Raw genomic sequence first — 14,643 nt, forward strand, 5'->3', positions numbered from 1 at the left:
CTCGCCGTCCGCTACGAAGCCACCCTGCACATCGCCGCCATCAACATCTGGCTCGCCGACCTCACCAAGATCAATTCCTAAACAGCACCTAGTCGCGCGGTAGCGCGGCGTTGGAGGCCGGGCGACGAGTGGCCTGATGTCGCTGTGATCTTCCGCACTCGGGTGACTGGGTCCCGGGTGCGGCATTCGTGCGTGCGACGGCGAATTCTGCCCGGTCGAGTGGTGGTTCGGCACGCGCCGTGACGTTGAGGGCCGCCATCACGCCTTCGGGGCTCGCGCCGTCGGGTCATGTACGCTAAGTCGCACGCCGTAAGATACGAGCCGTATCTTACGGCGGGGTGTTGACCGAGGCGCCCGCCGAGGTCGCCGGCCGGGGGATCACCGTGGCGGATGCGTGGCCCGAATCGCGCATCGTGGATGTGGCCCGTTCTGCGGGAGGGCCTGCCGCGCCACCCGCATGTGCTCCGGGCTGCGGCCTCACCGATGCGGGTGTGCGGCAACCGCGCCCGAACCGACCGCATGCGGCAGCAGCGGGCGGATTCGTGCCGACCAGTCCGGCAACGGGGCCGGCGATCGTGTGACACGAGCCCCAGTCCGTCACGTATCCAGGAGCCGAAGACCGCGCATGGCCAAACTACTCTTCCGCCTCGGCAGGACCGCCTACCGCCGATGGCCGTTCTTCCTGATCGCCTGGCTCGTCGTGCTCGCCGGAGTGGGCACGTTCTCCGTCACGCAATCGCAGCCGATGTCGGACCAGTTCACGATCCCCGGGATCGAGTCCGTCGAAGCCGCCGAGACGCTGCCGGAGATCATGGACGGCCAGTCCTCGCCGATGGACGAGGCCAACGTCCAGGTCGTCGTACAGGCCCCCGAAGGTGAGCAGCTCGCCGCGCCGCAGCACATGCGGGCGGTCGACCAGCTGATCGCCGATCTGCGCGGCATCGACACGGTGCCGCAGGGCGAGCAGTCGATCGTCGGCCCCGTGCAGGCGGACGCGGGTCTCGAGCAGCAGGCGCTCCAGCAGGCCCGGCAACAGGCCGAGGCCAACGGGCAGCCGTTCAACCGCGAGGCGGCACTCCAACAGGTCGAACCGCAGCTCGCCGCGTCCTCGCCGCTGTCGGAGGACGGCCGCACCGGTCTGGTCGACTTCGCACTCGAGGTCGAGCAGGTCACCGACGTCGAACCGGAGACCCAGCAGGAGATCCTCGACGTCGTCGAGCAACACGCCGACTCCTCGGACCTCGCCATGGAGGTCCGCGGTTCGGGCATGCAGGTGATGGAGATCGGTGGTGCGACGGCCGAGCTCATCGGCATCGTCATGGCGCTGATCATCCTCGCGCTGACGTTCGGCTCGCTGGTGTCCGCGGGCATGCCGGTTGTGACCGCGGGGATCGGCGTCGCGATGGGATCGATGGGCATCACGGCGATGACCGTGTTCACCGACATCTCGTCGACCACGCCGATCCTCGCCACGATGATCGGCCTGGCGGTCGGCATCGACTATGCGTTGTTCATCCTCGCGCGCTATCGCAGCGAACTCGAGCACACCGACGACCGGTCGGCCGCGCTCGGCATCGCCGTGGGCACAGCCGGGTCGGCGGTCGTGTTCGCCGGCCTCACGGTGATCATCGCGCTCGCCGCGCTCAGCGTCGTCGGCATTCCGTTCCTCACCACGATGGGGCTGGCCGCCGCGGCCACCGTCGCCATCGCCGTGCTCGTCGCCCTGACGCTGCTGCCCGCGGTGGTCGGCATGCTCAAGGGCAGGACGTTCGGGCTGAAGTTCCGCAAGTACAGCCCGAAACGCGAGGACTCCGGACTGGTCCTGAACAACGGCGTGCGTTGGTCGCGGTTCATCGGCAAGAAGCCGCTCGTGTGGACGCTGCTCGTGGTCGTGGCACTCGGCGCGCTGGCGATCCCGTTCAAGGACCTGCGCCTCGGCATGCCGAGCGACTCGACGGCCCCCGGCGACTCCTCGCGCAGGCAGGCCGCCGAGATGATCGGCGACGCGTTCGGCCCCGGCAAGCTCGATCCGCTGATGCTGGTCGTCGACGCCCGCGGCATCTCCGACGACCCGCAGGCCCAGCAGGCCGCCTACCAGGAGGCCCAGCAGTGGGCCGCCGAACAGGACGGCGTGAGCCACATCGTGCCGGCGCCCGGCAACGACAAGGGCACGATGGTCATGCTGCAGCCCGAGTTCGGGCCGGACGACCCGCGTACCGCGCAGCTGCTCGAGAGTCTTCGCGCGGGCGAGGCCGGGTTCGAGGACCGCACCGGTGTGGACCTCGGCATCACCGGCACCGTCGCGATCATGGAGGATATCTCCCAGCAGCTCAACGACGCGCTCGTGCCGTACCTGGCCACCGTCGTCGGCCTGGCGTTCGTCCTGCTGGTGCTGGTGTTCCGCTCACTGCTCGTGCCGTTGACGGCGACCATCGGCTTCCTGCTGTCGGTGCTGGCCACGCTCGGCGTGACCGTGGCGCTGTTCCAGGAGGGCTGGTTCGGCATCTTCGAGGGCGGGCCGATCATCAGCTTCATGCCGATCATCCTGGTCGGTGTGGTGTTCGGACTGGCGATGGACTACCAGGTGTTCCTGGTGACCCGGATCCGTGAGGCGCACGTGCACGGCGCGTCGTACAAGGACGCCATCGTCGACGGCTTCCGCAACTCGGCCCGCGTCGTGACCGCCGCCGCGCTGATCATGACCTCGGTGTTCGCCGGCTTCATGCTCATGGACGACGTGATCATCAAGTCGATGGGCTTCGCACTCGCCGTGGCCGTCGTGTTCGACGCGTTCGTGATCCGGATGCTGCTCATCCCGTCGCTGATGTACCTGATGAAGGAGAAGGCGTGGGCCATGCCCAGGTGGCTCGACAGGATCATCCCGAACGTCGACGTCGAAGGGGAGAGCCTCGAGCGGCCCGGCACCGCCCGGGATCACGCCGACTCCGAACGGGAACCGGCGAACGTGTAGCACCGCCGTCGGCGGGCAGAGCGGCAGGGCCCCTCGGACACCTCGACGTCCGAGGGGCCCTGCCGCGTCCAGGGGCGCTTCAGCGTCCGAGGGTGCTGCGGTATCCGAGGGTCCTGCGATGTCCGAGGGTTCAGCCGTACGCGGGGAACCGTTCCGTGCGGCCGGAGTCCGCGAGGGAAGTCAGGCCCGGCGGGTCAGCAGGGGCAGGCAGATGCGGTCGACGATGTCGGCGACCGCGGCCTCGTCGACGTGCCCGATGAACAACATCTCGTGATGCCACAGGGCCAGCGGCAACATCGCGATGCGTTCCGGTAGCGGTTCCGGGCCGAGTTCGCCACGGGCACGCGCGGCGTCCAGCACTCGTTGCAGCGCGGCTTCCGCCGGAGCCGTCGCGAGTTCGGCGAGCTGCGGCAACAGGTCGTCGTCGACGTCGGCGATGAGCCGCCGCACGGTGGTGATGCCGATCTGCTCGAACCGCCTCCCGAGGGCGAGGCCGAGCGCCATCAGGTCCGAGCGCAGGTCGCCCGCGCTCGGCGACGGCAGATCCGCCGGTGCGCGGCGGACGAGCGCGTCGAGGACCAGCTGGGCACGCGTCGCATACCGACGGTAGATCACCGGTTTGCTGGTGTGCGCGCGGTGGGCGATGCCGTCGAACGTCAGGCCCGCGTAGCCGCGTTCGAACAGTTCGGACAACACGGCGTCGAGGATCGCGTCCCGCAGCTGTTCGCCGCTGCGGCGGGTCGTGCGCGCCGGATCGCTGTGGTCAGTCATGCCGACCCAGCACTGTACCGGGCGTGGTGCGGTGCGCGTCCCGGAAGGCCCGGCCGGAACGTCGTCGCCCGCAGCCGAGCGGGACGGCCCGGAGGCGTTCACATGCGTGTTTCGCCGTCCCGGATGGCCTCGCGAATGCGCGTGTAGGTGCCGCAGCGGCAGATGTTGCGGATGCCGTCGAGGTCGGCGTCGGTGATCGTCCTGCCTTCGTCACGGACCTTCCGCACCAGCGCGACCGCAGCCATGATCTGGCCGGGCTGACAGTAGCCGCACTGGACGACATCGCGTTCGAGCCAGGCCTCCTGCATCGGGTGCAGGCCGTGCTGCCCGCGCGCCCCCTCGGAGGCCTGCGCAGGCAGGCCCTCGATGGTGGTCACCTCGTCGTCGGCGGACAGATCACCGACCTGTACGGCGCACGGGTTGAACGCCTTGCCGTTGATGTGCGACGTGCAGGCCTTGCAGACGTTGATGCCGCAGCCGTACTTCGGGCCGGTGACGCCGAGCAGGTCGCGCAGCACCCACAGCACCCGCACGTTGTCCTCGACCTCGACCGTCACCCGCTCACCGTTGACGATGAAAGTCTGTTCAGGCATCTGGGGTCTCCGTGTTTCCCATCGGTGCTGGAAAGTAGGTGGTCAGTAGGTGGTCAGTAGGTGTGATCGAGGCCGTCGGTCGGTGACTGCGGCACCGGCGGTGTGTACGGCTTCGGATCGAACGACAGGGTCTGGTGGTTGATCGGGAACTCGGTCGGCATCGTGCCGGTGGCTCGGGCGTAGGCGCACGCGGCCGCCGCGGCCGATGCGGCGACGCCCGCCTCGCCGACCCCGCCCGGCGGTTCGGTGGACTCGAGCACGACCACGTCGAGTTCCGGCGGGGTGTTCCACTGCCGGGTGTAGAAGTAGTTGTCCCAGCTGGCTTCCTGGAAGTGCCCGTCGCGCAGGTGGAGGCTGCTGGTGAGCGTCATCGCGATGCCGTCGTTGACGCAGCCTTGCATCTGCGCCTCGACCCCGCGCGGGTTGATCGCCCTGCCGCAGTCGATCACCATCGTCGCCTTCGTGACGCGCGGCCCGGTCACGGCGTTGCGGACCTTGCGATTGACCGTCTCCGGGCGGCAGTCGATCTCCATGATGCAGGCGGTGACGCCCTTGTACTCGACATGCACGCCGATGCCCTGCGCCATGCCCTCCGGCAGCTCCTTGCCCCACTCGGCCTTCTCGGCTGCCGTCTCGAGCGCGGTGCGGAGTCGGCCGTTGCGCAGGTGCGAGAGCCGGAACTCGAGCGGATCCGTGCCCATGCGCTGCGCGAGCTGGTCGACGATCAGTTCGTTGGCCGTGCGGACGTCGGGGGAGTAGATGTTGCGCATCGAGCTGGTGTTGAACCGCGTGTCGGTCTCGACCAGCGATTGGCCGACGGCGCCGAAGTCGTACGGCAGGATCGTCGTCAGGTGGAAGATCACCTGGGCGAACGGGAGATTTCCCAGGCCGGCGGGCAGGTCGGCGGCCTTGGCGGTGATGATGTCGCCGAGGCCGTGCCGGAAGTCGGTCTCGATGCTGGTGTGCGCCTGCTGGAAGCCGAGCACGGTGTCGCCGGAGTAGCAGGCGCGGATGCGGGACGTGGCGAGCGGATGGGTACGGCCCACGCGGGCGTCGTCGGCGCGGTGCCACATGAGCTTGACCGGCACGCCCATCGCGTGGCTGATCCGCGCCGCTTCGATCGCGGGTTCGTCGAACAGTCGCCTGCCGAACGAGCCACCGCCCTGGACCACGTGGACCGTCACGTTGTTCAGGGGAATGCCGAGGGCCTCGGCGATGCGGCCCTGGGCGACGTTGGGGTTCTTCAGGCTCGCCCAGATCTCGGCGCGGCCTTCGCGCACGTCGGCGACCGCACTGTTGGTGTCCATCGCGGAGTTGCTGCGGAACCAGAACGTGAAGTCGCCCGAGACGGTCTCGCCCGCGGGAAGCGCGGGGACGGGCCCCTCGGCGGCGCGGACACCGGCGAGCGCGTCCTCGTCGGACATGCCTGCGACCGGACCGTCGTTCCAGGACACGTCGAGTGCTCGGACCGCGTCGATGCACTGGCCGAACGTCGAGGCCCGTACCGCGACTCCCGTCGGGACCGTCGCCACGTGCGTGACACCCGGCATGTCGCGCACCTCGTCCGCGTTGTGCACCGCGTTCGGGGTGCCGTTGAGTGTCGGGGCGCGGCACACCATCGTCGGCAGCGCGTCCGTGACGTCGAGGTCGGTGGCGAACCGCTTGGTGCCGGTCACGGCGTCGAGCGCGTCGATCCGGTTGACCGGCGTGCCGACGACGCCGTGGGAACCCTCGTCCTTGAGCTGGACCTCGACCGCTTCGGGCTGTTCTTTCGCCGCGAGGGCGGAGAGCCTGCCGTAGTCCACGCGGCGGCCGTCGGGCGCCACGATGTGGCCGAGGTGCGAGGTCAGCTTGTTCGCGCTGTCGCCGAGCACGGTCGCCGCGGCCTGCAGTAGTGCACCCTTTGCGACCGCGGCGGCCACGCGGATCGGTGTGTACATCGCGTGGATCGTGTTCGACCCACCAGTGATCTGGTTGTACAGCAGCTCGGGCCTGGCAGGAGCCAGCGTGACGTGGACCTTGTCGAGGGGCAGGTCGAGCTCTTCGGCGATGAGCATCGCGGCAGCCGTCGTGATGCCCTGGCCGACCTCGGCGCGAGGCAGCTCGAACGAGGCGGTGCCGTCGTCGTTGATCGTGACGGTGATCAGCTGCGACGTCGGCGCGGCGGCGAGGGTGAGCAGGTCGCTGAGATCGGCGATCTCGGCGGGCTGGGGAAGGGTCGGCAGTTCGCCGGCATCGGCCGTGGCGCCGCGGGCGAACATCCCGAGGTCGGCGGCGGCGACGACGGTCGCACCGCCGAGCAGATAACCGATGAACTTGCGCCGGTTGACCGTGCGCGGGCCATCCGTGGTGGTCACGAGGCACGCTCCTTTGCGTGTTTTCGTGCGGCGGTGCGGCGGGTACGGGAACGGACGCGGCGCGGGTCGGGCGCGGTCCCTTGATCCACCGTTCGTGGTACGCCTGTGTACCGGAGCGGAACGGTACACAGGCGTACCATTGAGGGGCAAACATCGTCATCCGTTAGGGGACATGAACTGTTGTCCACCAGAGCGGCCCCCGGCGACGCGGCCGGAGTGAATTCGCCCGCGGTGAGTTCGCCCGCCACGAGTTCCGCGGCCACCACCGGCTGTGTGCCGGGAGTCCGCAGTGACGGTGAGCGGCGCTCCGGTCCGGCGGCCTTCCGCAGGCGCCTGCTCGACGGCCTGGCCGCCGAGCTCGCGGCCGGCAGTTACCGCGACGCCACCGTCGCCGGGATCGTGCGCCGCGCCCGGACCTCGCGCCGCACCTTCTACCAGCACTTCGCCGACCGCGACGAGTGTTTCGTGACGCTGATGGCCGAGACCACGGGCGAGATGGTCCGCTACGTCTCCGAGGCCGTCGACGAGACGGAGCCGTGGCCCGAGCAGGTGCGCAGCGCCGTCGAAGCGTGGTTCGCCTACGCCGAGGCCGAACCGGCGATCGTCGTCAGCTGGATCAGGGACGTGCCCGCACTCGGGGACAAGGCGCGGCAGCTGCAGCGGATGCAGCTCGACGGTTTCGTGACGCTGGCGCAGCGACTCCGGCAGCGCACGGAGCTCCGCGGCGCCGGCGCGCCGGTGCCGCGCGAGAGTGTGATCATCCTGCTCGGCGGGCTGCGGGAACTCGTGGCGACGACTGTCGAGGACGGCGGGAGCCTCGACGGCGTGGTCGAATCGGCGGTCCACGCGGCCGTGTCCTTGCTGACTCCCCAGTGACGCGTCGTCCCGTCGGCGGCACGATGACGGCCGGAGGGCGGCACGATGACGTCCGCCACGGGACGCCCGCCAGAGGCGAAGACGACGAGAGGATCGGCCATGCCCGGCACACAGACACCGCTCGGCCTGTTCGGCACCGAGGACCTGATCTGCGAGGACGACAGGGCGATCCGCGACACGGTGCGGGCGTTCACCGCTGACCGGATCCGCCCGCATCTGGCGGACTGGTTCGACAGCGCGTCGATCCCTGCGCGCGACCTGGCCCGCGAACTCGGCAAGCTCGGTGTGCTCGGCATGCATCTCGAGGGGTACGGCTGCGCCGGTACCACGGCGACGGCCTACGGCCTGGCCTGTATGGAGCTCGAGGCCGCCGATTCGGGACTGCGGAGTCTCGTGTCGGTGCAGGGGTCGCTCGCGATGTACGCGATCTGGCGCTGGGGCTCGGAGGAACAGAAGCAGGAGTGGCTGCCGCGGATGGCCGCGGGGGAGGCGATCGGGTGCTTCGGCCTGACCGAGCCCGATTTCGGGTCGAACCCCGGCGAGATGCGGACCTACGCGCGCCGTGACGGGGAAGACTGGGTGCTCAACGGCACGAAGATGTGGATCACCAACGGTTCCGTGGCCGACGTGGCCGTGGTGTGGGCGCAGACCGACGACAAGATCCGGGGCTTCGTCGTGCCCACGGACACACCCGGATTCTCGGCTCCGGAGATCACGAAGAAGCTGTCGCTGCGGGCTTCGGTGACCAGTGAGCTCGTGCTGGAGGACGTCCGGCTGCCCGCGTCCGCCATGCTGCCGGAGGCGCGCGGCCTGTCCGGACCACTGTCGTGCCTGAACGAGGCCCGCTACGGCATCGTGTTCGGCGCACTCGGCGCGGCCCGGGACTGCCTCGAGACCGCGATCGCCTATGCGCAGGAACGCGACATCTTCGGCAAACCCCTGGCCTCCTACCAGGCCACCCAGCTCAAACTCGCCGACATGAGCCTCGAGCTCGGCAAGGGAATGCTGCTGGCGCTGCACCTCGGAAAGCTCAAGGATGCCGGCACGCTCACGTCCGAGCAGGTCAGCACCGGCAAGCTGAACAACGTGCGGGAGGCCATCGCGATCGCGCGGGAATGCCGGACGCTGCTCGGTGCCAACGGCATCAGCCTCGAATACCCGGTCCTGCGGCACGCCAACAATCTCGAATCGGTGCTGACCTACGAGGGCACGTCGGAGGTGCACCAGCTCGTCATCGGGCAGACCCTGACGGGCCACTCGGCGTTCCGGTGACGGCCGGCGCCGGCCTGTGAGCGAGGTCTCCACCCGCGGCAACGATGCAGGCCGGCGCCGATCCCGGGGTGGGCGAGCGGTCTTCACCGCGTCGTCGCCGGGCGCGACGGCGGGCCGCGGGAGGCTAGGGTGGCGGTGCTGGTGGTTCACCCGCGCCGGGCCCGCACGGGCCTGCCGGGTGAGGCAAGAGGGAACCCGGTGCGAATCCGGGACTGCCCCGCAGCGGTGAGCGGGAACGACCGCCGTCAACAGCACTGGACCCCGGGTCCGGGAAGCGACGGCCAGTAGGACCTCCGGCCCAGGCCGGGAGTGCCCGCGAGTCCGAAGACCTGCCACCGGCGCGCGCACCACCCGGTGCGCGCGGGTCCGAGGTCTCGCGGGTGGACCGGGCGGACGGGCCGGGGTGTGTGCCCCGATCGGCGTGCGCCCCTCCGGCGGGACCGTCGGCACCCGTGTCGACGAGCTCGCGAGGAGAGAGCATTGACCGGCATCATCGGTTCCACCGTCCTGGGATATCCCCGCATCGGCCCCGGCAGGGAGCTGCCGCGGGCGCTCGAACGTTACTGGACCCACCGCGCGGACGAGTCCGAACTCCGTGCCGTCGCCCGGGAACTGCGGGCGCGCACGTGGCGGGAGCTGTCCGCCGCGGGGCTCGACTCGGTGCCGGGCGGCACCTTCTCGTACTACGACCACGTCCTCGACACGGCCGTGATGGCCGGTGCCGTGCCCGAGCGGTTCCGTGCGCTCGGCCTCGGCCCGTTGGACACGTACTTCGCCATGGCACGGGGCACCGACTCGGTGTCACCGTTGGCCACCGCGTCCTGGTTCGGCACGTCCTACCACCACCTGGTGCCGGAGATCGGTCCGGACACCCCGCTCACGTTCGCCGACCGAACCCCGGTGCGGGACTATCTCGAGGCGTTGCGGCTCGGCGTGCACACCCGGCCGGTGCTGCTCGGCCCCGTGACGTTCCTGCTGCTGTGCGCCCCGGAGCCGGGGTCGCCGCCCGGTTTCCGGCCCCTCGATCGGCTCGGCGAACTGCTCGGGGTGTACGCCTGGGTGCTCGGCGAGTTGCAGGCGGCTGGAGCCGACTGGGTGCAGCTCGACGAACCGGCGTTCGCCGCCGACCGCACCGCCGCCGACCGTGACGCCCTGCGGGACGCCTACGACGTCCTGGGCGCCCGGACGCGGCGCCCGGCCCTGTTGGCCGCCGTGCCGTACGGCGACCCGGGGCCGGCACTCGGCGCCCTCGCCGCCACACCCGTCGAGGGCGTCGCGGTCGACCTCGTGTCGGAGACGTCCACGGTGAACACGGTCGTCGCCGCGCCGGGCCTGTCGGACAAGACGCTCGTGGCCGGGCTGGTCGACGGGCGCAACGTGTGGCGCACCGACCTCGACACGGCGCTGGTCACGGCGGCCACGCTGCTCGGTTCGGCACGGGAGGTCGTGGTGGGCACATCGTGCTCGCTGCTGCACGTGCCGTACGACCTCGACCGGGAGACCGCGCTGGACCCGCAGGTCGCGCCGTGGCTCGCGTTCGCCTCGCAGAAGGTGCGGGAGGTGGTGGCGCTGGCCACGGCGTTGCGCCGCGGCCCCGACACCGCCGCAGCCGAGCTGACCCGCACCCGGGAGATCCTCGCCCACCGCGGTGCGAACCCGCCTACCGACCGGCGCGTCCGGGCGCGGCTGGCCACCCTGCGGCCTGCGCATCTCCGGCGCGCCGCGTACGCCGACCGGCGCGCGGCGCAAGACCGTAACCGCGGGTCGGACGAACCGATCGACCCGCTCGTGGCGGCCGTCGACCGGCGGGCGCGCACCGACAGCGGCGGCGACGAGTCGTACGCCGAACGGATGCGCGCGGGCCTGCACGACGTGGTGCGCCTGCAGGAAGTGCTCGGACCGCACGCGGCAGACCTCGCAGCGCCCTCGGCCGACCAGCGGCGCTACGACGACCTGGTGTGTTTCGTCGCGCAGCGGCTGCGCGGCGTCGTGACCCCCGAACACGCGTGGGTGCAGCACAGCGGCGCCTACTGTGTCCGGCCACCGATCGTGGTGGGTGACGTGAGTAGGGCGGCGCCCATGACGGTCAAGTGGGTCACGACCGCCCAGCGGCTGACCACGGCTGCGGTGAAAGGCGTGTTGCCCGGTCCGGTGACGGCGATCGCGGGGATGTTCGTACGCGACGACGTCCCGGTGCTCGACACGGCGGCGCAGCTGGCGCTCGCGCTGCGCGACGAGGTGCGAGACCTGGAAGCGGCCGGCATTCGCGAGATCCAGGTGGACGAGCCCGCGTTGTGGCGGCGGCCGCCGCTGCGTGAGCGGGCCCGCCGTGACCGGTGGACGTGGGCGACCGAGGCGTTCCGGGTGGCGACGTCGGGCGCCGCGGCGTCGACGCGGATCCGCACACAGCTGGGTGATGCGGGGATCGAGGAGACGCTGCAGGTCACCGCGGCGCTCGACGCCGACGTGACGACGACCGCCGCGGCGACGGCGGGGTCTCGTGCCCATGCGGACGCGCTCGCGATGCTGCGGAACGCGGCGGCCGGACCGGAGTCGGCCGGCAGGCCGTTGCCGTAACGCCCGTGACCGACGATGCCCGGCACCACGGCGGGCCGGGCATCGTCTGCCGCGGTGCGGGTCAGTCCGCCGTCGCCGGCCGGCGGCCGAGCGCGGCCGTGAACGCGACGACGAGGGCGAAAGCGACGGCGATGCCCTGTACCGCAGGGATCCCCACGTCGAACAGTGATCCGACCAGTGCTGCGGCCGTGCCGCCGACATAGGCGAGCAGTCCGGGCCACACCACGAGCGGGACGTCCTCGACCGCGGTGCCGGGATCGCGGCGTCGCCACGCGAACAGGAACATGCCGATCAGCACTCCGCCCAGCGGGGGAACGAACACTCCGAGCAGCGTGAGGAAGGCCGTGATCGCCTCGTCGATACCGGTGAGTGCCATCCCGATGCCGATGGCCACGCCACCGACGATGAACGGCCGCTTGTCGGGTTTGCCGAACAGCTCGGCACCCGCGACGCCGAACGCGTACGCCGTGTTGTCGTTGGTGGTCCACAGATTCGTCACGATGAGCAGGACCGCCAGACCTGTCGAACCGAGCCCGAGGAGCACGTTCGCGAAGTCCGGTTCGCCGTAGCCGATCGCTCCCAGCCCGCCGAAGGCGAGGAGTCCGAACTGGACCAGCAGCATCGTTCCGGCCGTCATCGCGAAGGCGAGCGTGCTGCCCGGGGCGAACCGCGTCCAGTTGCCGATCTGCGAACCACCGCTGACGAACGTGCCGATCATCATGGTCAGCGCCGTGCCTGCGCTGATCGCTCCCGTCCCCTCGTAGGACACCACGGCGTCCCAGCCGCCCGCCTCGCCGACCGCCGAGATCGCGACCCAGAGGCACAGCGCCGTCATGAGCGGTACGGAGATCCACGACAGCAGCTCGATGCCGCGAAACCCGGTGTAGGCCGTCACGGCCATGGCGATTCCGCCGACCAACACGAGTGGCCAGGTCACCGACAGGTCGAACGCACCGCCCAACAGGGTGGCGAGCACACCGACCGTGATGCCGTACCAGCCGATCTGGGTGCCGCCGAGCAGGAGCGAGGCCCATTTGCCGCCGGCTTTGCCGAGCGCGAGCCGTGCCAGCAACACGGTGGTGAGACCGGTGCGGGCGGCGGCGATGCCCAGGGTCGCGATGTAGCCGGCCAGCACGAGCGCCGAGATCAGCGCCAGTACGAGGAACGTCGGGAAGCCGAACGCGCCCGCGACCTGTCCGCCCGTCGCCATCGTCGGGGTGAAGAACCCGAAGCCGGCGATGACCACGGCGAGGGAGGCGATGCCTTTGCGCGCGTGGTCGGGAACCCTGCTCAGCGGATGATCGCGGTCGATCGGTGCCGGGGCGGCGCCCGGGTCGGCGGCGCCCGGATCGGATGGTGTCTGCGACGTCGTCACGGAGCACCTCTCGGGAGGGGACGGGGAGAGGGGAGCACCGCTCCACGGCGACGGGGAGCGTACGTGCGCACAGCGGCGGACGTTAGCCCGACAGCGTACCGCCGTGTTGCGTGCGTTCGGCACGGGCGCCCGCGGGCACGCCCGTGGAGGTCACGGTGACGACGTCAGGGGTTCGGGGTGCGTCGGCCGGGTGGAGGGCAGGGAGTGGACGCCCGGCCGGTTCCGGCGGTGCCCGTCCCGCGCTCGGCGCGCGGGACGGGCACCGCCGGAAGGGGTCAGCGCCGGCTGCGTGCGGGCGCGCGGGTCAGCGTCAGCACGATCAGGCCGAGCACGATCATCGCGGCGGCGAACACGATCAGCCGCGGCAGGTCCTGCTCGGCGCCCGTCTCGGCGAGCTTGTCCGGACCGTCGTCCTGCGTGGCCACGTCGCCGCCAGCCTTCTGCTGTGACTGCTGCGGAGCCTGCTCGGCGGCCTGCTTCGGTGCTTCCTCCAGCACGAGCTGGTCGCTGCCGGTGCCGTCCGCGACGGCGTTCTGGTCCGCCGCCCCACCGGCGTCGTCCGAACCAGTGCCGGCGCCATCCTGTCCCTGGTCACCGTCGTCGCCGGCCTGCGGGTCGGTCGCCTCGTCCCGGCCGTCCGCCGCGTCGTCATCGGATGGTGCGTCGTCATCGGACGGCGTGGCGGGAGCGTCGGACTCCGGCGAATCCGGCGTGGACGGTTCCGGCTCCGGGCTCGGCTCGGGATCGGGTTCGGGACTCGGTTCGGGTTCCGGCTCCGGCTCCGGTTCCGGTTCCGGGCTCGGCTCGGGGTCGGGGTCCGGTTTCGGATCGGGCTTCGGGTCCGGGTCCGGCTTCGGGTCCGGTTTTGGCTCCGGTTTCGGTTCGGGGTCGGACTTGTCGTCGTCGCCGCGGGCCAGCTGCTTCAACTGAGCCATCGAGCCGTTGAAGGTGTTCTGGTCGCCGGGCATCGGGCCGTGATCGTTGTACTGCCACAGCGTGTAGTGGGTCCAGCCGTTCGGCAGTTCGCCGACGCGATCGTTGTAGCGGGCGATGAACAGCGGGTGGTCGCTGCCGAATCGGGGCGAGTTGCCGGTGCAGTTCTTCCACCAGTCCGTGGTCGTGTAGATCATCGGCCACCGGCCGGTCTTGGTGTGGACCCGCTCGGAGAAGCTCTTGATCCACCGGACCATCTCGCCGTGCGACCGGCCGTAGCACGGGTCGGCGCCGTACGGGTTGTACTCCATGTCGAGCAGCGGCGGCAGTGTCTTGCCGTCCGCAGACCAGCCGCCGCCGTTCGCGACGAAGTAGTCGGCCTGCGGCGCCGCCGGACCGACGTCCGGGCGGGCGAAGTGATAGGCGCCGCGGATCATGCCGACGTCGTGGGCGCCGTTGTACTGCTGGGCGAAGTACGAGTTGGTGAATCCGGTGCCCTCGGTGGCCTTGACGTAGGCGAACCGTGCGCCCGTGTTCCACGCGTGCTGCCAATCGACGTTCCGCTGGTGCCCGGAGACGTCGATGCCCGGAACGCCGTCCGGGGCCGCCGCGGCGCGCGATCCGCCCAGCAGGGTCAGTGATCCGAGCAGCATCGCCGCGAGTGCGGCCAGGGTCAACGAGATCCGCGAGGCGGTGCGCAGGCCGTTCGCCGGCATGGTGTTCCTCCCAAGCCGCACCTGCAGGGCCGGGCGCGGCGTTCGGTTCGGGCCGCGCTCGGCATGCGCGCGGCCCTGGTCTGCACAAGCGCCTTCAGGATCGGTTCACATGGTGCTGGTGTAAATATGTGGGTCGGGTGTGACTCGTGTGACTTCTGTGGTTTACGCAGGTCAGGTGACCGTCCGCCCTGGCGCAGTGCAG

At 70.6% G+C, this 14,643-nt stretch carries 9 protein-coding genes and 1 riboswitch; of the genes, 4 read left to right on the plus strand and 5 right to left on the minus strand.

Features of this window, described 5'->3' with window-relative positions:
• The first annotated feature begins 625 nt into the window (after positions 1-625).
• On the plus strand, positions 626-2,971 hold the full coding sequence (locus LY40_RS01490; protein WP_258935698.1) for an MMPL family transporter: 2,346 nt from the start codon (positions 626-628) through the stop codon (positions 2,969-2,971).
• A 180-nt stretch (positions 2,972-3,151) separates the two neighbouring features.
• Here LY40_RS01490 and LY40_RS01495 read toward each other — a convergent pair whose 3' ends face one another.
• From LY40_RS01495 to LY40_RS01505, 3 genes are all read right to left on the minus strand, one after another.
• Positions 3,152-3,742 carry a TetR/AcrR family transcriptional regulator gene (locus LY40_RS01495; protein ID WP_183786875.1) on the minus strand — a complete coding sequence of 197 codons (591 nt, stop codon included), beginning with the start codon at positions 3,740-3,742 and terminating at the stop codon, positions 3,152-3,154.
• 98 nt (positions 3,743-3,840) lie between these two features.
• Complete coding sequence (locus LY40_RS01500) at positions 3,841-4,335, minus strand: (2Fe-2S)-binding protein (protein ID WP_183786874.1); 495 nt, start codon at positions 4,333-4,335, stop codon at positions 3,841-3,843.
• A 53-nt stretch (positions 4,336-4,388) separates the two neighbouring features.
• Positions 4,389-6,692 carry a molybdopterin cofactor-binding domain-containing protein gene (locus LY40_RS01505; protein ID WP_258935699.1) on the minus strand — a complete coding sequence of 768 codons (2,304 nt, stop codon included), beginning with the start codon at positions 6,690-6,692 and terminating at the stop codon, positions 4,389-4,391.
• A 231-nt stretch (positions 6,693-6,923) separates the two neighbouring features.
• Here LY40_RS01505 and LY40_RS01510 point away from each other — a divergent pair, with 231 nt between their 5' ends.
• The 3 genes from LY40_RS01510 (at position 6,924) to metE (ending at position 11,417) form a co-directional block, all read left to right on the plus strand.
• Positions 6,924-7,568, plus strand: coding sequence for a TetR/AcrR family transcriptional regulator (locus tag LY40_RS01510; protein ID WP_308216659.1), 645 nt, complete (start codon positions 6,924-6,926; stop codon positions 7,566-7,568).
• Positions 7,569-7,667: 99 nt separating this feature from the next.
• Positions 7,668-8,840, plus strand: a complete 1,173-nt coding sequence (locus LY40_RS01515; protein WP_258935700.1) for an acyl-CoA dehydrogenase family protein — start codon at positions 7,668-7,670, stop codon at positions 8,838-8,840.
• A gap of 125 nt (positions 8,841-8,965) precedes the next feature.
• Positions 8,966-9,191: riboswitch (cobalamin riboswitch) on the plus strand.
• 129 nt (positions 9,192-9,320) lie between these two features.
• Positions 9,321-11,417: a 5-methyltetrahydropteroyltriglutamate--homocysteine S-methyltransferase gene (metE, locus tag LY40_RS01520; RefSeq protein ID WP_258935701.1), complete on the plus strand. Its 2,097-nt coding sequence runs from the start codon at positions 9,321-9,323 to the stop codon at positions 11,415-11,417.
• A gap of 61 nt (positions 11,418-11,478) precedes the next feature.
• Here the strand turns inward: metE and LY40_RS01525 are convergent, their stop codons facing one another.
• Positions 11,479-12,792 carry a cytosine permease gene (locus LY40_RS01525; protein ID WP_258935702.1) on the minus strand — a complete coding sequence of 438 codons (1,314 nt, stop codon included), beginning with the start codon at positions 12,790-12,792 and terminating at the stop codon, positions 11,479-11,481.
• Between the two features lie 275 nt (positions 12,793-13,067).
• Positions 13,068-14,441 carry a lysozyme gene (locus LY40_RS26025; RefSeq protein ID WP_307876527.1) on the minus strand — a complete coding sequence of 458 codons (1,374 nt, stop codon included), beginning with the start codon at positions 14,439-14,441 and terminating at the stop codon, positions 13,068-13,070.
• Positions 14,442-14,643 lie beyond the last annotated feature (202 nt).

Origin of the sequence: Prauserella salsuginis (genome assembly GCF_024648885.1) — a bacterium.
Classification (GTDB): Bacteria; Actinomycetota; Actinomycetes; order Mycobacteriales; family Pseudonocardiaceae; genus Prauserella; species Prauserella salsuginis.

Coding starts and splice junctions, on each gene's coding strand:
- LY40_RS01490 (WP_258935698.1), top strand. CDS start 626: ATGGCCAAACTACTCTTCCGCCTCGGCAGGACCGCCTACCGCCGATGG.
- LY40_RS01495 (WP_183786875.1), bottom strand. CDS start 3,742: ATGACTGACCACAGCGATCCGGCGCGCACGACCCGCCGCAGCGGCGAA.
- LY40_RS01500 (WP_183786874.1), bottom strand. CDS start 4,335: ATGCCTGAACAGACTTTCATCGTCAACGGTGAGCGGGTGACGGTCGAG.
- LY40_RS01515 (WP_258935700.1), top strand. CDS start 7,668: ATGCCCGGCACACAGACACCGCTCGGCCTGTTCGGCACCGAGGACCTG.
- LY40_RS26025 (WP_307876527.1), bottom strand. CDS start 14,441: ATGCCGGCGAACGGCCTGCGCACCGCCTCGCGGATCTCGTTGACCCTG.